The sequence below is a fragment of the Nostoc sp. genome, from assembly GCF_036917635.1.
GTDB lineage: Bacteria > Cyanobacteriota > Cyanobacteriia > Cyanobacteriales > Nostocaceae > Nostoc.
This window is the reverse complement of record NZ_JBALCW010000094.1, coordinates 225656-244213: the sequence shown is the minus strand read 5'-3', so window position 1 is coordinate 244213 and position 18558 is coordinate 225656. Positions and strand designations below refer to the sequence as shown.

Annotated in this window: 18 protein-coding genes and 1 pseudogene; 6 read left to right on the top strand and 13 right to left on the bottom strand. The window is 41.2% G+C overall.

Annotation, left to right across the window (positions count from 1 at the left end; translation table 11 throughout):
- Window positions 1-10 precede the first annotated feature (10 nt).
- The 7 genes from V7K32_RS22660 to V7K32_RS22630 form a co-directional block, all read right to left on the bottom strand.
- Window positions 11-1126, bottom strand: a complete 1116-nt coding sequence (locus tag V7K32_RS22660) for an LptF/LptG family permease (RefSeq protein WP_334996256.1) — start codon at window positions 1124-1126, stop codon at window positions 11-13.
- Window positions 1127-1346: 220 nt separating this feature from the next.
- Complete coding sequence (gene lptB / locus V7K32_RS22655) at window positions 1347-2075, bottom strand: LPS export ABC transporter ATP-binding protein (protein WP_334879242.1); 729 nt, start codon at window positions 2073-2075, stop codon at window positions 1347-1349.
- A 29-nt stretch (window positions 2076-2104) separates the two neighbouring features.
- Complete coding sequence (locus V7K32_RS22650) at window positions 2105-2602, bottom strand: LptA/OstA family protein (RefSeq protein ID WP_334996130.1); 498 nt, start codon at window positions 2600-2602, stop codon at window positions 2105-2107.
- A gap of 257 nt (window positions 2603-2859) precedes the next feature.
- Entirely contained in the window at window positions 2860-4317 is a 1458-nt protein-coding gene (locus V7K32_RS22645; RefSeq protein ID WP_334996128.1) for a hypothetical protein, read from the bottom strand.
- Between the two features lie 42 nt (window positions 4318-4359).
- On the bottom strand, window positions 4360-4953 hold the full coding sequence (locus V7K32_RS22640; RefSeq protein ID WP_334996126.1) for an IS607 family transposase: 594 nt from the start codon (window positions 4951-4953) through the stop codon (window positions 4360-4362).
- Between the two features lie 248 nt (window positions 4954-5201).
- Window positions 5202-5594 (bottom strand): DUF309 domain-containing protein, encoded by a 393-nt coding sequence (locus V7K32_RS22635; protein WP_334996124.1) that lies wholly within the window; start codon window positions 5592-5594, stop codon window positions 5202-5204.
- The gene (locus V7K32_RS22630) at window positions 5591-5956 is read right to left on the bottom strand and encodes a ferredoxin thioredoxin reductase catalytic beta subunit (protein ID WP_334885197.1); all 366 of its coding nucleotides are present in this window, start codon (window positions 5954-5956) and stop codon (window positions 5591-5593) included. The genes V7K32_RS22635 and V7K32_RS22630 overlap by 4 nt, the downstream gene beginning before the upstream one ends.
- A 467-nt stretch (window positions 5957-6423) precedes the next feature.
- On the opposite strand from V7K32_RS22630, the gene V7K32_RS22625 reads away from it, so the two are divergent.
- Complete coding sequence (locus V7K32_RS22625) at window positions 6424-7089, top strand: PEP-CTERM sorting domain-containing protein (RefSeq protein ID WP_334996122.1); 666 nt, start codon at window positions 6424-6426, stop codon at window positions 7087-7089.
- Window positions 7090-7129: 40 nt separating this feature from the next.
- On the opposite strand, the gene V7K32_RS22620 is transcribed toward V7K32_RS22625, so the two are convergent.
- On the bottom strand, window positions 7130-8293 hold the full coding sequence (locus V7K32_RS22620) for a DUF58 domain-containing protein (RefSeq protein WP_334996120.1): 1164 nt from the start codon (window positions 8291-8293) through the stop codon (window positions 7130-7132).
- 228 nt (window positions 8294-8521) lie between these two features.
- On the opposite strand from V7K32_RS22620, the pseudogene V7K32_RS22615 reads away from it, so the two are divergent.
- Both V7K32_RS22615 and V7K32_RS22610 read left to right on the top strand, forming a co-directional pair.
- Window positions 8522-8623 (top strand): annotated as a pseudogene (locus tag V7K32_RS22615) (transposase); the annotation flags it as partial.
- 167 nt (window positions 8624-8790) lie between these two features.
- Window positions 8791-9234 carry a DUF29 domain-containing protein gene (locus V7K32_RS22610; RefSeq protein WP_334996118.1) on the top strand — a complete coding sequence of 148 codons (444 nt, stop codon included), beginning with the start codon at window positions 8791-8793 and terminating at the stop codon, window positions 9232-9234.
- Window positions 9235-9495: 261 nt separating this feature from the next.
- On the opposite strand, the gene V7K32_RS22605 is transcribed toward V7K32_RS22610, so the two are convergent.
- The 3 genes from V7K32_RS22605 to typA all read right to left on the bottom strand — a co-directional run bounded on the left by V7K32_RS22605 (window position 9496) and on the right by typA (window position 13571).
- Window positions 9496-10461: a hypothetical protein gene (locus V7K32_RS22605; RefSeq protein ID WP_334996116.1), complete on the bottom strand. Its 966-nt coding sequence runs from the start codon at window positions 10459-10461 to the stop codon at window positions 9496-9498.
- Entirely contained in the window at window positions 10458-11423 is a 966-nt protein-coding gene (locus V7K32_RS22600; protein WP_334996114.1) for a DNA-methyltransferase, read from the bottom strand. Before V7K32_RS22600 ends, V7K32_RS22605 begins: the two co-directional genes overlap by 4 nt.
- A 357-nt stretch (window positions 11424-11780) precedes the next feature.
- Window positions 11781-13571, bottom strand: coding sequence for a translational GTPase TypA (gene typA, locus V7K32_RS22595; protein WP_334996112.1), 1791 nt, complete (start codon window positions 13569-13571; stop codon window positions 11781-11783).
- A 404-nt stretch (window positions 13572-13975) separates the two neighbouring features.
- Here typA and V7K32_RS22590 point away from each other — a divergent pair, with 404 nt between their 5' ends.
- The 3 genes from V7K32_RS22590 to V7K32_RS22580 all read left to right on the top strand — a co-directional run bounded on the left by V7K32_RS22590 (window position 13976) and on the right by V7K32_RS22580 (window position 16166).
- Window positions 13976-14563, top strand: coding sequence for a Panacea domain-containing protein (locus tag V7K32_RS22590; RefSeq protein ID WP_334996110.1), 588 nt, complete (start codon window positions 13976-13978; stop codon window positions 14561-14563).
- Complete coding sequence (locus tag V7K32_RS22585; RefSeq protein ID WP_334996108.1) at window positions 14535-14912, top strand: hypothetical protein; 378 nt, start codon at window positions 14535-14537, stop codon at window positions 14910-14912. The genes V7K32_RS22590 and V7K32_RS22585 overlap by 29 nt, the downstream gene beginning before the upstream one ends.
- Before the next feature lie 201 nt (window positions 14913-15113).
- Window positions 15114-16166 (top strand): hemerythrin domain-containing protein, encoded by a 1053-nt coding sequence (locus tag V7K32_RS22580; protein ID WP_334996106.1) that lies wholly within the window; start codon window positions 15114-15116, stop codon window positions 16164-16166.
- 81 nt (window positions 16167-16247) lie between these two features.
- Here the strand turns inward: V7K32_RS22580 and V7K32_RS22575 are convergent, their stop codons facing one another.
- Both V7K32_RS22575 and V7K32_RS22570 read right to left on the bottom strand, forming a co-directional pair.
- A complete protein-coding gene (locus V7K32_RS22575) occupies window positions 16248-17432 on the bottom strand; it encodes a M20 family metallopeptidase (RefSeq protein WP_334996254.1) in 1185 nt (394 codons plus the stop codon).
- Window positions 17433-17703: 271 nt separating this feature from the next.
- Window positions 17704-18267 carry a pentapeptide repeat-containing protein gene (locus V7K32_RS22570; protein WP_334996252.1) on the bottom strand — a complete coding sequence of 188 codons (564 nt, stop codon included), beginning with the start codon at window positions 18265-18267 and terminating at the stop codon, window positions 17704-17706.
- Between the last annotated feature and the right edge of the window lie 291 nt (window positions 18268-18558).

The window sequence follows — 18558 nt, the reverse complement described above, 5'->3', positions numbered from 1 at the left end:
CTCATCCCCCTCATCGATTGGCAACTCGCCTCAATAAGAATAGACCTATTCCTAAAAAAAGAAAGTTGGGCAACCAAGCCCCCATAAAGGGAGAGAGGACACCTGCTTGCGCGATCGCACCACTAATAAAGAAAATTAAGTAGTAGGAAAAAATTATTACGACACTAATCCCAAAGCTGGTACCTCGGCCAGTTCGCTGGGGTATGCTTCCCATCGCTGCACCTACTAAGCCAAAAACTACACATACAAAAGGTAAGGAGATTTTTTGTTGAATCCGCACTTCAAGTTTACGAATTTTTTGGCGATCGCCACCGAGAAGTTCTACTTGTAGTTGATCTAGTGCTTCAGCAATATTCATCTCTCCATAGTCCCGACTTTTTTCTGCCAGACTTAATGGCGTGCGCGGTAGTTGCAGTTGTTGGTGTTCAAATCTGACGATGTTGCGATAGGAGCGATCGGCAGCAACAAAATAGATGGTACCGTTGTAAAAATCCCAGACATTTTGAGAAGGATTCCACTGGGCAGATTCTGATACCACAATTTGATTCAGATTTTTTGTTGAACGGTCTATAATCGTCAAACCTGACATCCGCTTACCATCAAATTGGTCGGCATAAAACAAGCGTGTCAATATCCTATTCTTAGAGCCATCCGGCTGTGTAACATCCTGGTATTCAGGATAAAAAATATTTTGCTGTTTAAAAGTTGGCTTGTCTGATTTGAGGGCTTTATCCAGAGTCATCGCCGCTTGATAATTTGCTGCTGGTGCAATTTGTTCGTTAAACACAAATGTCATTCCTGTAACCACAAGACTTAACATCACAGCAGTTAGCACTATGCGATAGACGCTGACCCCACAACCACGCAGAGCAATTAGTTCGCTCTCGCTAGAAAGACGACTGTAAGTCATCAAAGTAGCCAGCAGCGTAGACATGGGGAAGGCTAAAACGATAAAGTTGGGAAACTTTAACAAAAAAACCTGAATGGCAATGTCTATGGGTAGCCCAGATTCTACAATTTTCCTGACGAGATCAAATACAGCATCAATGGTAACGCCAAGTGATGAAAAAGCTCCGACACCAAAGAAAAACGGCGCTAACAATTCGCTGGTAAGATAGCGATCCATGATCGTAAAAGGTAGCAGCGAATAGAGGTTGTATAAAGACGTAAGTTTCTTTGATATCATGACTAGCTTGAAAAGTTAAATATTATTGGCAACCCTGGCAAACAAAGGATATCTCATGTATTTAGGATGATTTAATTTTAAATATCTGAAAATCAACTTATCAATTCATCTTTAAAAATTAAAAATAGGCTTTTAAATTATTAACTAAATAATCATTAATTTAGACTTGAAAATTATTACCTAAATAATATTGCCGCACCAGGGGGTTGCCGTAGAGTTCGTCAGCAGCACCAAAAGCAAGAATTTGTCCCTCGCGCATTATATAGGCGCGATCGGTGATGGCTAGGGTTTCGCGGACGTTATGATCTGTAATTAAGATTCCCATGCCGCGATCGCGCAGTTGTGCGACAATTTGCTGAATTTCTGAGACTGCTATAGGATCAACTCCCGCAAATGGTTCATCTAAAAGTAAAAATTTTGGCCCTTCTTGTCCAGCAGCTAAAGACCTTGCTAATTCCGTCCGCCGTCGCTCACCACCAGATAGTTGAATTCCTTTGCTATTGGCTAATTTTTCCAACCGAAACTCCCGCAGTAAAGTTGTGAGTCGTCTTGCCCACTCCCATCGTGGCACATTCGTTTGCTCTAGTACCAACAGAATATTATCCTCTACCGAGAGTTGGCGAAAAACACTTGGTTCTTGTGCTAAATAACCAATACCCAGTCGCGCCCTTTTGTGCATTGGCATTTCCGTAACGTCCAGATTACCCAGCCAAACTTTTCCTTGATTGGGTTTTTCTAAACCTGTAGCGATGTAAAATGTCGTCGTTTTACCAGCCCCATTGGGGCCTAGTAAACCAACGACTTCGCCCTGAGCAACAGAAAGATTGACACGATTGACAATTACTCGCTTGCCGTAAGATTTGTGAATATTCTCTAAAACAATTTTCAATTGTTCGTGCCTTTTCTTGGTGGAAGATGCTAATTAGAACGCTTGAATGCTGGTGTTTGTGGAGCAGGTGTTGCAGTTTGCCCATTATTATCTGATTCCTGGATCATGTAGATAGACTCTACCTGACGGTTGGATTGGGGTAAGGCAACAAATCGCCCTTCGTCGATTAAATAGGTTACTTTCTCCGCCCGGATACTATTACCGCCCTGTTGCAAAATATAGACATTGCCACTGAAATCAATTCGGCGTTCTTTACTAAAATACTGTGCTTGGGCAGATGTTGCCTGAATCTGGCGAGCAGGATACAACATTTGCACGTTACCGCGAGCAGTGATTACTTGGTTTTTCGCGTCATATTCTTGCACATCAGCGCGGATAGTTAAAGGGCGATTTGCCTGAGATGTTTGTGCAGTAGCGGTTAGCACTTGAGTAGGCAAGACAAAAGCGCCCAATAGTGTAACTGGCAGCATTAAAGCTAATCCAAAGCGACGCATTTGGGATATGGGCAATTGATAGCAGGGCATCATAGCAATTGGGGATTCAGGATTTCAGCTTGCATTCTAATTATCTCAAGTACTTTATCCAGATATGAAATATCCAATCTGGAGTGATTTTTGATAAGTAATGGCTGAAATAGTGACGCTACCCCCAACCTCAAGGTTTCAGGAAATTGACATCTGAGTGAAAATAACGTAGGCACAATACCGCTTCTAAAAATATAGGCAAACCTATGTAAGCCTTATTTAACTCTACGGTGTAAGTTTAAAACGTCCTTCCTTAGTGCTTACGCTTCCCCATTGTTGAGGTTGCCCAAGAAACTCCAGTTAGAAACAGTAAAATAATCGTGTCTGCGATTAATTTCACTGGAACGTTTGATAATTTTATTTAGTTCATTCCAAAAGCTCCATACGTGCTTTTCTTCATTCACTGAAGAATAGGCGGTTATGGAGCTTTGCGCTTTTTCGGATAGTCTCATGCCGCGACGGGCAATTACTAACGCGGCAGCACAATCACTAGATAGGGCATACATCCTCATGTACTTCACTAATCCAATTAAGCTAGAATACGCTGGATTGACAGTTACAAGCTCAATGCCACGATTCGATAAGATTGATTGAAGTAGTTCGTAAAACTTGCTGTATGCCCAACTAGATAGCATTCGAGCGTACTTTCTCGATTCTTCACCCAGGCGCTCTTTTTTGTCACTAAAATCTAATTCTTCACAGACAACAGGACACTCAAAAGAAATTGCTAATCCTGCTAATTGCAAACAAGCATCTACTATTTGAGCTTCTTGTTTACCATTTGGTAATCCCATTTGTAAAGGGATTTGTCCTTTAGCTTTAAGATTACCATCACTGTCAACATACGCCCATCCCATTGAGCCAGGGTTCATATCAATACCTATACAGCCATATCTAACAGTCTGTGACTGCTGTTTTACAGCTTTAGGTGTAAACTGAACTGCTGCAACCCATCTACCATTTTTATAGAAAAAGTGCCAAGTCTTTGAACCAGATTCCGGCAATCGGTTTATGTTGCGCTTATAATCACCAATGCTGGAACTGACTGTTTTACCAAATCTGAACTCTAGGCATTCGGGGACTCTAATCTTGATTGTTTGCTCGTCCCATTGTGCAACCTGATTTCCATGAGATTCATCCTTAGAGCCAACTATAAAAATATTGCCGCGTGGCACCCAAACCCGAATAGGCTTCACTCTCAAGTGTTCTAATTTGTTTTTAAATAAAGTTAGTTTACGTTTTTTCCCATGAATCTGAAATCTTAAATTACTCCAGTTAGTGTCACGGTATTTCAATGAACAAGACAGAGGCAAATTACACCCTGTTTTAGAATGCTGCCAGTTCTTTTTAGCGTAAAACTTCCTTGCTAATTTGAGTTTGCGTTCAGATGATTTAAGCCATTTTTCAATTGACTTTATCTTACCCGCAGTAGTTTTGATATGTAGTTCTCGGTGCGCCTTGGCAGCATCTACTCTCCCAATAGCCGCGCTAATTACACCATTGGCGTGTCGCTTGTTGATGCCATAAGCTTTTTGTAGATGCGTGTTCCATTGAGACTTGTTGAAGTCATTCAATAGTAATTGATTAACTGTTTCAATGGCAGCACTACGAAAGATTGGTGCATAGCATTCTAGAAACATTTCAAGTTCGGTTTGCCCAAGTCCGTTCATTTCTGACTCTGGTGTGGGCAATCCCTTGCAGTAGGTTAGGATTGACATTGATTCGACCTCTCAATGTAGTTATTTCCCTAGAGAGTACCGCTATCCTAGAGATTTTGCAAGGTTTTCAAGGAGCTTTTTGTTTTTACTAGAGCGAGATCCATATAATCGGGCGGAGAAGACAGTAATGACTTCAAGGACATCTGAGGCCAGGTCTTCTTCAAAAGTTGCATCCTCTTTCCTGTTGAGAATCACAATTTCCGCACTATGATATTCACAAATTGCAAATATCAATTCGGAACCAAATCTTAATAAACGATCTTTGTGAGTAATGACTAGCCTTGCAACATCACCATCCAAAAGCGTGGTAATTAGCTTGGTAAGTCCTTTCTTGCGGTAGTTCATACCACTACCAAGATCCCGAATTACCTCGTAACTCCATCCCATTGCAGCGCAATAAGCTGACAAAACAGCATCTTGTCGATCTAAGTCTGATTTTTGATCGTGGCTTGAAACTCTTGCATAGGCTATTGTTTTTCCAACAGCTTGTTCTACAAAGTCACCAAGTTTGTAGCGGCGATGACCGCCATCTGTTCTAACAGATTTAATCTTGCCTTCACGTTCCCACCGTCTAATTGTGTCAACGCTAACTGCCTTTAACTCTGCTAGTTCACCAATGCTAATCAGCCTATCCATTCTTTACCCAGAATTACTTACTATAATTCTAGGTAAATCTATATATTATGGCAACAGTCGTAAACCCTGTCTTAAGCCTTCCGGGTTCGGGGGTGACGCTAAAAGCGTCGCTCATAGTGTTGCCATGCCGTACCACTTTGTGGAAGCAAGCTAGCGCTTTACGCTGCGCTAACGACGGGAACCGCCATCGCTTTTAGCGTCACCCCTTGGGAGAAAAAAGCGCCGAAGTTTGTTAATTTACCAGATGTCTAATCAGTAGACGACACAATTTTAGGCAAAGATAAGACTTGATTTTCACCCAAATCTCCAGATGTAATCAAGTCTTGCCCTATTTGTTGTAATGTCGTCAACAACACTGCGCTCTGACTCAATAGCTTATCTACATCAACGCCAGAGTAGCTAGATGGGTAACGGCGTAGGCGATTGCTGCCTTCTCCCAGTAGAATTACTGCTCCTCGCCAGTTGCGATTCTCCAAATGATACAGCGCCACAGAAATTTGGAGAATGCCTTGATAAAAGGTTTTTTCCGGTTCGCCAGCTTCAATCCACAAAGCCTCTAAAGTGTCGTGACAGGCGTAAAACTGACCAGAATTGAACTGTTCTACGCCTTGCCAAAACTCTTGGGGGATGGTTTCGCTCATCCCATGCTCTCTCGTACTTCTTTAATTGTTTCGAGAGAGATATCTTGTTTTTCTCCAGCAAACTCGTTGTCAGGAGTGAGGAACAACATGCAATGGCACTCTTTGCGTTCTCTCATTGGCACACAGGGACAGTTCCAATATGTCGCGTGAACTTCAGCCTCTTTATCTTCGTAATGGCGACAGGGACATAAAGGGGCACCTAGATCGTCTTTATGCTTGGCTAGTCCTTCAATCACAACTGCGGTAACAGAAGGCTCAGAACAGAAGTATGTTCCAGTCCGCTTGGCGTATTGTTCGGAAAAATGCCGCATTGCCTCTAGGCTTTTATCGCTGGATTTTGTGTTATGTTCTGATGTGATCATGTCGCTCATAATTTAAATATTTCTTTGCATTGTACCTCAGCCTCACTAGAGGATTACTGGGTGTATTTCCCCAAACTTACCTGCTCAATTGTTTTACCTTCGCTCAAAGGCTGATATATCCGGTGTGCTGGGATCAGACAAAATCTAGTAAATCATAGAAGTTTAACTTATTAGCTAATTACAATTCAAGTTGCATCTTGAGGCAGAATTTAAAAGTCAAGAGGTTGATTTATTCTCATCAAAAAACGACACTGTGACGCGTATAAGGGAAGACGCCAAGCGCGATCCTTTTATCAGCCTTATGTCAGGCTTTGTTTATTTTTACATTGTGCTGAATTCTCTTCATCATAACTTTATCAGACTTTATGAAATTAGTAAGTAATAATACTTGTTACTTATTGCAACTTAATGTAAGGTCTTAAATGTGTAAAAAAAAGCACAATTTTATCAAGAGTTACAACTACTATATGAGTATTTCAACTGTTGCGAAAAAGTTATCAACTGCTGCTTTGATAGGAGCAGTCTTTGTTTTGAGAATAGGATCAGTAGCACAAGCAACTGTTTTAACATTTGATGATATAGCGCCTATTTCATATTTTGTTCGGATTCCTAATGGTTACGGTGGATTCAATTGGGATAATTTTAACTACATAAATGGCTCAAATCCTAAAATTACACGTACAGGCGAAGACAATGGAAGAGTCTCAGGAGACTATGTGGCTTTCAACGGATTTGGAAACCCAGCCTTAGTAAGTGATAGTGTTTTTGACTTCAACAGTGCTTACCTATCAGCTACTTGGAATAATGGTCTTTCGGTTACTGTAGAAGGTTTAAACAAGGGCGCAACCTTGTATTCAAAAACTGTGGTTGTAAATACGACACAGCCAACTTTAGTTAATTTTGATTATTTTGGTATTGATGAATTAAAGTTTACGTCATTTGGTGGCGTTGAGCCATATTATCTTCGTGGTGCCGGGACACAGTTTGCACTAGATAATTTTACCTTTAATGAAAAAGCTACATCTGTTCCCGAACCTACATTGCTACCAGCGCTACTATCAATAGCTGCTTTAAGTGCTGGTTCAGTATTAAGACGTAAACACCAACAAAATACAAAGCTAAAGCAAAGTTAACTGCCGTCGTTAGGCTCTTGAATTAAACCCCTAAACTTTGTTAATACGAATTTAATGTTTTTTGTAGCTGGGGTTGCAGTGCGCGATCGCTTTGTAAAACTATACCAGGGTATTCCCAATTGATTACCTTTTGTTCTCCTGGTGAGGAAATATTTGGCCACATTACCCAGCGACTGCCTTGAGGAAGACTAGCAAGGCTCAGGGGGTTTTGAGTTAGCCAAATCAAAGGATGGCTTTTAGGAATAACTGAACTGGCATCTTCTAGAGCGGTGGTTGCTGCTAAGGTTTCTAGAACAAAGCGATCGCCTTTGATTAAATCTGTAGATGCTGTCCAGAGTTGCACCTGTAATTGCTGTTGCTGTGCATAAAAGTACAGCGAAGCTGCGGCAATTACTGCTTGTTCAAAGTTTTCTTCTTCCCAATTGCTAGCACTGTCAAGGGCAATAACTATTTCTTGTCCACCTGTAACCATTTCTAACTCCCGCACCCTTAATTCTCCATAGCGGGCGCTAGTTCGCCAGTGGATTAGACGGGTGGGATCTCCTACACGATAAGGGCGGAGCGATCGCACCAGCCCTGTTGTCGCTGTCTGCAAAGGTTTACCACGAGGATCGCCCCTTTTGCTCTCTTCTTGCCCCATTTCGTCTACTAGGGGGCAGGTAGCCAAGGGTAACACTGTAGGATAGACGATCGCTGTGGCAGCACAATCACGCTGACGGCGACACCAAAATAATCCCAAAGGTGCACCAGAACCCAGTTCGACTGTGTGCCAGCGATAAACTCCTCGGCGCTGGGTAGGGTGGTAATATACCCAACGGTAACTACCTTTACTAGGAATTGTCTCGATAGCCTTTTGTACTGGTTTCCCTAAGACGAAGGGTAATATATCCTCAACTTGCAATAAGCTGACAGGCTGCTGTGTTTGATTGCGGATTTCTAATTCCACAGTCAGATCGTCGCCTGCTGACACAGGTTGAATGGGACGGCGGGTGATGAATAGATTTGTGAGCGATCGCGGCGGTAAGATGGCTGCTACACCCAAAAGGGCAAAACTAATGCCGCTAATGGCGTATAGCCAGCCAGCCATCGTATTGATACCTGCGCCAAAAAAACAAATAGCCGTTGCTGCTAATACCCAACCGCCATAAGCAGGGGTACTGGCGCGGGTTTCTAACCAATTGGTGATGGGTTTGATAAAATTCATGTTTCTTTTTTAACCCAACACCACCCAAAATTCACAGTGTCTCAGGGGTTCGCCAAAAAAGTGATAAAAATAGTATTTATGCAATTTGAAGCGTGCGGGCTTCAGGGATATGCTGTATGGACTCATGAATCTTCGTCCTGAATAACTCTTCCAATTCAGTTAATAACTGTGATAACTGGTTTTTGAGTTAGAACGGAGGCTACAATTTCAAAGCAATGTCATCAGATCATCAATTGTTCGCTTAAACTGATTAAACGTTCTGGATATGGATTTAGAAACTTTGAAAATTTCAGAGTTAGATGTTTATTAAATTGGCATTCTTTTTGTTAGTTTTGCATAACAAGTACTGAAGAACCATAAATACATTACCTGTTTGCTCGTCGAGGCGGACAATAAAAATAGGGGTAAATGCAATTTATCTGTATTTTAGTGGTTTGCATCTATAAATTTATAATTGTATATGATTAGATTATGGAATGTAGGTAGAAGCTAAAAATATGACAATTACTACCAACTTAAAGCAACTCTATGAAACCGATGAAAATTTATGGTTAGAAGAAACCATTGGATTATTAAGACAAAAACAGTTTCACCAACTTGATTTAGAAAATTTAATTGAGGAATTGATCAATTTCGGAAAAAGAGATTTAGCTAAAACCAAAGGTCTTTTAAGGCAAATTATTATTCATATATTATTACTCAAATATTGGCAGGTGGAATATGAAAGAAACTATCGTCATTGGATTGGAGAAATTAAAACTTTTAGATATGACTTAAATAATCATCTAACCACGAATTTAATGAATAAATTACAGGATGATTTAGAGAATATTTATCAAAGTGCGGTTGATTTTGTGCAAATTAAAACCAATTTAACTATTTTTGCAGAAAAATGTCCTTACACTCTTGCACAGTTATTAGATGACAATTATTTACCTTAAATATATCAGTCTTATGTGATTTTTGTGAAATGAAAGCCGAGAGGCGATGTCTACGACGGGCTACGCCTACGCACTGTAAATTTATACTACTAATTGGCGATCGCAATGTCACAAATAATCACGAAAATTTCCTTTTTATTCAGTTGAGGAATGAGTGAGCGAATTCGCGCTTCTCACCGATAACCTCTTAACGACAACTTGATGCTCTAACCTTTGCGCTCTAATCGATATCTAATTATTAGATGGCAATCAACTTCACTATTATTCGCTTTCCTTATTCTCACCTTCCTCAATTTCAACTTCTTCCAGAGACTGCCCATTAATACTGAGTAACTGCCAAATATCACGATAAAAGAAATTGTCAATGGTCTGGATGTGTTGTGAAAGCAATCCATCTGCAATCATATTCGGACGAATATCGCAGTAATATACGCCGTCAAGTGGATTTAGTTTGATGGTATAAGCTTTGAAATGTCCTGGTAAAAACGTTGTATTAATGCCATAACGGTTTTGCTGCTTTGCTTTCTTTCTCTGTACATCGTTCAATAAAATTGCAATGTGAGGCAAAGCAGTGCTAGTCAGCTTGTTGTATAAGAACTTATCTACAAAGAGTTTATCAATACGGTCTTTACTTGAAGTTTTAACCGAACCAATTATCTTGAGTTCGTCGTCTTTACTAATCAATAAGTCATGCTGATAGCTAGTATGAAACAATATTGCTCCACTGTCGTCGTCTCTAATTGGAACTTGTACTGTTCCAGAAACACAATCTACGTTGAGACATACAATCAGAAGACGAATTAGACGCTCAAAAATATCCCCGTTCACTTTACGAGCTTGATTAGACTTTCCAGAAGGTAATGCGTCGAGGGTAGCGCCAATAGCTTGCTGAACTGTATAGATGGTAGAGATGAAAACCTGCCTCAATGAGTCATCAGGTAACTGTCTCTCTCGCAACTGTTCAAGAGCTTGTAAAAACTGATTAGAAGCAATATCAAATGTTTGTGCTTCATACATTAAGTGAGTATTAATAGGTCGACTAATGTTGTAATAACCATCATCTTGATATTGATAAAACTGGTAATGATTTTCATTTTGTGAAACAATTCTAGCTTGCAAACCCGTCGTTATAAATTCTAGATAATTTCTACAAAAGGTAATGTAGTTTTGAATAGTCTGAAAACGTTGTTTGTCTACTGCGTGATTTACTAAATCTTCTAGACTCATCGGATAGACTCTCTTCGTTCTGCATTTTTACGATCGAAGGCTATCCATTCTTCCTTTGTCATACGACGGACATTTTCTAATCGTTTAGTTGCCCAACAGTTGTACTCAATATTTAGATCGCATCCCATCCACCGACGGTTAAGTTGCTCTGCAACCACAAGAGTTGTTCCTGAACCTGAAAATGGGTCAATGACCAAATCTCCTTCATTAGACGATGCAAGAACAAATTTTCTCAATAATTCTTCTGGCTTTTGAGTTGGATGGGGTGTTGTCTCACCCATCCCGTTACAAGTAGTAGGAATCTCTATTACATCTTTAGGCTTCGCACCTTTTGGGTTTGGTGTCCAGTTATTATGTTTCTTGATTGCTCCCTTTCCGTAGGCGCTTGTCTCTGCTTGCGGGTGAGATGGATATTTTAATGTATGTGCGCCATAAGGGATTCGCACATCGTCAATACTTAGTTTAACGGCATCAGATTTACGAAAATGAATGATGCTTTCATGAGAACGTCCCCAATCACTACCTAAGTTAGCTTTATTTTTATAGTGCCAAATTAACCAACGACAATTTTTGAAATATTTTGATGCTGGATGTTTTAAATCAGCCAATATTTCGGAAAAACCACAAATATAAAAAGAGCCAGTTGACTTTAGGATACGTGAAGCTTGACTAATCCATTGAATTGACCACTCAATATATTTCTCTTGGTTCTCAAAGTTGTCCCAGTCTGCTTTCTTAATATTATAAGGTGGGTCAGCAAAAACTAGATCAACGCTTTCAGTATCAAGCGATTCAAGCCAATCAATTGAATTACCTTGATAAAGCTGTCCGTGAGGATGTTTATATTGTAGTTGAAATTCTTGTGTTAAAGGTTGTAACTCTTCTGGACTGACTTGTTGCTGTGTAACTTTAACATCTAAGGGGATTTTTGCCATGTTCAATGCACTATTAGAACTGAACATTATCGTTAATCCTGTGTTACTTATAACCCACATTCCGCACTTCAAAATGTATTATCTATCTTTTCAATAAAAATTCCTAATAATGTTCAAATTATTAAGTATTAATATTGAATACCATTGGCGATTTATGTTGTTGATTTAACCATTTTTTTCCACCTATGGGAAATCTACGCATATTACACGATGAAGTGCGGAAAGTCGGTTATAAAAACGTTCGGGATCAAATTATATTACAGGAGATACATCTAGTCACTTAATCCTTCATAGCAAGCTGAATCCTGATTAGATAGGCAGATGTAACTAAAAAATTAAAAAGCCCGCTAATGCGGGCTTTCTAAATCAATTAAGAATTCTTACTTACCGTTTCGCTAACTTCTTCGACATCTTCCGCAGACGAATCGATTGGGGTGTAACTTCCACCAATTCATCGGCCGCGATGTATTCCAAAGCACGCTCTAGGCTCATGTCTATCGGTGCTTGCAGTTGCACCAATTCATCGCCACCAGCAGCCCGGTGGTTGGTCAACTGCTTGGTCTTACAGATATTTAGTTCCAAATCTTGGGAACGAGTGTGTTCTCCCACGATCATACCTCTGTAAACCTTTGTACCAGGAACAATAAAGAATGCTCCTCTATCTTCGGCGTTTCTCATGGCGTAGAAGGTAGAAACACCTTCTTCAAATGAGATTAAAACGCCTTTGTTACGGGCTTCAATATCACCACTCAGTTGACGGTAATCTAAGAAACTGTGGTTCATGATGCCTTCACCACGAGTCATCCGCATAAATTCACCCCGGAAACCAATCAAACCACGGGCGGGAATGACAAACTCTAACTGGGTGCGATCGCCACTACCTGGTTGCATATCTTGCATTTCGCCTTTGCGTTGTCCCAAGCGTTCGATACAGCTACCCACACCATCAGCAGGAATGTCTAATACCAAAAGTTCGTAAGGTTCGCAAGGTTGACCGTTGACTTCGCGGTAAATTACCTGTGGCTGAGATACCTGAAACTCGAAGCCTTCCCGACGCATGGTTTCAATTAAGATACCTAAGTGGAGTTCCCCACGACCGGAAACGAGGAATTTATCGGGGGAATCGGTTTCTTCGACACGCAAAGCAACGTTGGTTTCGAGTTCGCGGAATAGGCGATCGCGTATTTGACGGGAAGTCACCAACTTACCTTCTTGACCAGCAAAGGGCGAATCGTTCACCCAGAAGGCCATTTGCAAGGTTGGTTCATCCACTTTAATTAGTGGTAAAGCGTGCGGTTCGTTGGGATCAGTAATGGTTTCCCCAATATAAGCATCAGCGAAACCAGCCACCGCCACAATATAACCTGCGGTTGCTTCTTCCATGTCTATCCGCTTTAGTCCTTCAAAGCCCATCAATTTGGTAATTTTACCCTTGACGATGGTGCCATCTTCTGTGATTAAAGCTGCTTGTTGTCCTGCTCGGATAGTACCGTTGTGAATTCTGCCAATGACAATCCGCCCCAGATATTCAGAATAATCTAGGGTTGTAACTTGTAATTGCAGAGGCTTATTGCTGTCGCCCACTGGTGATGGAACGTGTTTCAGAATCGCATTAAACAGGGGTTGCATATCTACCGATTCTGCTTCCAGGCTTTCCTTCGCAAAACCTGCCATCCCAGAGGCAAACAGATAGGTAAAATCGCACTGGTCTTCATCTGCCCCTAATTCCAAGAACAAATCCAAGACTTTATCAACAGCAACGTGGGGGTCAGTTTGTCCACGATCAATTTTGTTGATAATAACGATGGGGCGCAGCCCTTTTTCTAAAGCTTTTTTGAGGACAAAGCGTGTTTGGGGCATTGGGCCTTCATTGGCATCGACAATCAAAAGACATCCGTCAACCATGCCAAGTACGCGTTCGACTTCGCCACCAAAGTCAGCGTGTCCAGGAGTGTCAACAATATTAATTAGGGTTTCTTTGTAGCGAACTGCCGTATTTTTCGACAGGATAGTAATACCCCGTTCCCGTTCTAGGGCGTTGGAGTCCATAACGCAATCCGGAACGTCTTCGCCTTCGCGGAAAATGCCGGATTGTTTGAGGAGTGCGTCAACCAGGGTGGTTTTGCCGTGGTCAACGTGGGCGATAATGGCGACGTTGCGAATTGGGAGCGTCATAGAAGCTAATGGTTCACTCTAGAGGGGGTTTTAAGATTTACATTTGAATGCTAGGCTGTTTTAACAGAATTGGGTATGATTAGCAAAACTCTGTAAAGAACCTTTAATAATTCTAGCTTAATCGTCACAATTGCGGTGAGGTTTGTCAATGCTGCATTGCGATCGCATGAGTAAACGTCACCCCAAAAGGGGTTCGGAAATATTGAGACTTGATGCCGAAGTTTGCCTACCTTTAATTAGTTGCTCAGAGCAACTGGTCTAGTTAATTGAGATGATAGCTGGATTTACGTCGTCCTGTAGTAGTAAATTGATTACCAATAGTAAAAATGTACTAATATGGTAAGTGTAAGTGACCGTTAAAAATAGCTAAGATAGTTAACCAGCCTTAATTTGCGAGTCTGATTATGATCGATTGTCTAAATGTGGCTCGCTACTTCATTGTCAGAGCTTACGAAAACAGTATGGAAGCAGAAATGACTAATATGAAGGTTCAAAAGCTTCTGTATTACGCACAAAGCTTACATTTGGCGATGTATGATGAGCCATTGTTTGAAGAAGAAATACAAGCATGGCGCTATGGGCCTGTTTGTCCTCCGGCTTACAGATTTTACAGTGAATTTGAAGCTGAACAATTGCCTATTCCTAGTCAAGAATTACTGTTAGAGATGCCTGAGGATAAAAGACAACTTCTAGAAGAAGTATGGGAATATTTTGGTGGCTACCATGCTTATCAACTTAGTGGTATGACCCACTTGGAGTTTCCTTGGAAAAAGGCGCGTAAAGGTTTACTACCTGAAGCTAGCTCAACTAAAGCAATTCTTCTTGAAGACTTGAAAGCATTGGGACACCAGAAACTAGACCAAATAGAGCGTGATCATCCGGCATATCAATTCGTAATGCAGGAAATTTTAAAGGACGCTTGTACTTCGGAATCATCAACTCGTATTCATAAAGGAGAAGTGCGTGACTGGCTCAACTCCCTTCTCGATTGAAAAATCCGATAATTTCAACCGTTCTTTCAAAAAACTCGCAAAAGCTTACAGGTCGGATTTTGTTGAGTGTGTCGCACAAGTTTTGGAAGATTTAATTGAAGATCAATATCCCATCAATTCTCGTAACGAACCTTTACCTAGAAAGATTGAATTAGCTCAAGGATGGTCATTTCACAAGCTAGAGTTTAAGGTATCCAAAGGCGCTTCGGGACAAATTAGATTAATGTATTTACTCAATACAACTGATTGTGTAATCAAGCTCGTGTGGATTTATAGCCACGAGCAATTTGAAAAACGCCCTACTGAAGTGGATTTAAAGAGCGTTATTAAAGAAATCTTAGATTATTAATATTGTATCCGCCTGGGGATAGAATGCAAATTTAAATATTATCTATCTAAAAGTCTAAAAACAGAAATTGTAACTAAAATTTATGTTTATCTACCCTGAGTTGTGAACGCGATCGCTCAAAAGAAAGATGGAATCTCCCTAACCTCTGTGTCAAGGTTATATCAAGTAAGAATTACTAACACTTTGCCGAGGAGAACACGGATGGTAGCTACATTAGATGATACGAAACGCAATGCAATTGCTGTAAAACTTGCAAGTCTTAAAGCACTCCAACAGTTGGTGATTGAAAATGAGCAATCACTTTTGACGCAAGGACTTGATGCCGAGATTGGCGATCGCATCCGAAATTTCATAAATGATGATCAAAAAAACCTAGGTATTTTAGAAACTGTAATTGGTCAGTATGGTATTCAGGCTGAACCCAAAAAAAATGTTACACAATTCATTGAGAAAGCTCGTGAATTGTTCAAAGGTTCTGAGTTAAGCCTGTATGAAAAAGTATCTCAGCATGAATTGCTGAAACATCAAGTAGTAATGAGTGGCTTGATTGTTCACAAGGCTGCTCAAAAAGTTGGTGCTGATGTTTTGTTAGCGATCGGGCCTTTGAATACCATTAACTTTGAGAACCGCGCTCACCAAGAACAACTCAAAGGTATCCTAGAAATTCTGGGGGTACGTGAATTGACTGGACAAGATGCAGATCAAGGAATTTGGGCGCGTGTTCAAGACGCTATGGCTGCGGTAAGTGGTGTAGTAGGTAGTGCTGTTACCCAAACTAGCGACAAAAGCGATCTGAATATCCAAGATGTCATCCGCCTCGATCACGGCAAGGTAAATACCTTATTTACCGAACTGCTGCAAAGCGACAATCCACAGAAGATCCAAGAGTACTTCGGTCAAATTTACAAGGATCTAACTGCTCACGCTGAAGCTGAAGAAGAAGTAGTCTACCCAAGAGTACGTCCTTTCTACGGTCAAGATAACACTCAAGAGTTGTTTGATGAACAAGCTCATGCGAAGCAGGCGTTAGAAGAAATTAAGGCTCTTAGCCCATCTTCACCCCAATTCAAAGAGAAAGTCAAACAGTTGATGGATGCTATTGGCGATCACATTCGTCAAGAAGAAAGCACAATGTTTGCTGCCATTCGCAACAACTTAAGCACTGAGCAAAGTGAACAATTGGCTACTGAATTCAAAGCCGCTAAAACCAAAATTCAAAAGAAATTAGGCGTTGTTAGTGAATCGAATGTGTAGGATGCTTTCGAGCTTTCTATATCCGCTAAAAAAGGTTAATTAAACAAAAACTCCCAGCATATCAGCACTGGGAGTTTTTGTTTAAAAATTTTGCTGACAGTATTTATAAGCGGTGTATGCCATAGTTACAACGCCGGTGATAATAGCAGATTCATCAACTTCAAATTGGGGATGGTGTAATGGGTGGTTAATCATTCTTTCTTTATAGCCGACACCCAAGCGAAACATAGAACCGGGAACGTGTTCTAAATACATAGAAAAATCTTCAGCACCAAGGGAAGGTTCGGGTAAGACTTGAACGCGATCGCTACTCCAAGCTTCTTCTGCGGCTGATTGCAACAATTGCGTTAGGGTATAATCATTTTGGACGCTGGGTACACCCTGACGATAATTGACTTGATATTTTGCCCCGTAGGTATGGCAGACATTAGATACAATGTTTTCAATCCAGTTCGGCAGCTGGGCACGGGTTTCAGGATGGAGCGATCGCACGGTTCCCAATAACTGCACTTTATCAGCAATTATATTCGGCGCCCTACCACCATTAATCTTCCCTATACTCAATACTACAGGACGCAAAGGATTTTGTGTCCGGCTGATGGCTTGTTGCAGTGCAGTAATCACTTGGCAAGCAATCCAAATCGCATCAATCGCCTCATGAGGACGCGCCCCGTGTCCAGATTCTCCCATAATCAGAATTTCTAAATCATCGGCGGCGGCTGTCAATGCCCCATAACGCACGCCAATAGATCCTGCGGGGATAGAAGGGAAAACATGAACCCCTAATACAGCCGAGACATTTTCCATCGCCCCATCTTTCAGCATCCAGCTTGCCCCTTGAGCAATTTCCTCAGCTGGCTGAAATAAAAACCGCACTTTTCCACCCAACTCCTCACCCACTCGGGATAGCACCATTGCCGTTCCTAAGCCCACTGTGGTGTGGACATCGTGACCACAAGCGTGCATAATACCGTCTGCGCGAGAGGCATATTCCAAATTGGTGTTCTCTTGAATTGGCAAGGCATCCATATCGGTGCGAATTGCCAATAAACGGTTATTTGGGCTAGTGCCTTGCAGTTCTGCAATAACGCCCGTTTTACCAACTCCTTCTTGTACGTGCAGACCATTGGAAGATAAAACACCAGCCACAAAAGCTGCTGTTTGGTACTCCTGACCGCTCAGTTCTGGGTGAGAGTGGATGTGGCGGCGAATTTCAATTAAACGGGGCGCTAGTTTTGCTGCTAAGTCTTTAATATGGGTAAGCATGGATTCAATTAATCTACAGGCTTTTTTCCCATGATAAGGAACTGTTAACAAACAAAATGCTTTTGCTATACAAGAGACATCTCCAGAAATTAAATATGCGTAACCTGAAACCCTTGTAGAGACGCGAAATTTCGCGTCTCTAGATTCATTGTCGGAGATGTCTAAGGAGAACTTAGGGGCAGGGGGCAGGGGGGATGAGGAAGAAATAATCAATGCCCCATTCCCCACTCCCCATTCCCCACTCCCCATTCCCCACTCCCCATTCGCCAGTTTATTTTGAATAACAGGTTGTGCCTAAGGTATTTTCGGGTTTGAACTCGTTACATGCTCTAAGATTTTGATTCTCTAACGACCAGCTATAGGGCTTGTCGGAGGTAACGACACCATTAGCCATAGTTGTTAGTCGGAAGTTAGCCCCCCGAAAATTGGTAAACTGCAATTTGGCATTTTTTAAGTTTGCTGCTTCCAAATTGGCGCTGATCAAACCGGCATAAGACAGATCGGCATTTTCCAGAGATGCTGATTTCAAATTTGCACCTGTTAAGGAAGCACCACTGAGATTGACCGAATTCAAAACCGCAGCTTCTAAATTTGCACCGGTGAGATCGGCATTTGTAAGATTAGCTTGAGATAATGTAGCACCACTCAAGTCAGCCCCTCGCAAATTTGCTCCAGTTAGATTCAGTCGAGTTAGGTCAGCACCACTCAAATTACACCTGGGACAGGCACTTGTTGCCTTCAACTGATCCAAATCTAGCTGATTTGATGCAAAGGCTTGCTCTGCAAACCCGAAACACGCTAACAGTGCGACGGTAGCCACAATCTTGAGTTTCATATTTTTTACAGATATCCACAAAAATGATATATTGCGTACTGTCATACTTACATATACTGCCTCCCTAAGGAACAACAGGGATGAAGCATTGATTAAGAAGCTGTAAAAATACAATAAATTCTAATAGTAAGACTACTCAAACCAAAGTATAGGCTATAGAATCGAGGCGTAAGGAACTATACCGAATCTCTTATAGACTACCAAATATGTGATCCCCCTAGCGCGATGAAAAAAGCGACTAGGGGGATCTTGTTTTTGGGTATTGGATTAAGACAAAGGCAGAGGGCAGAA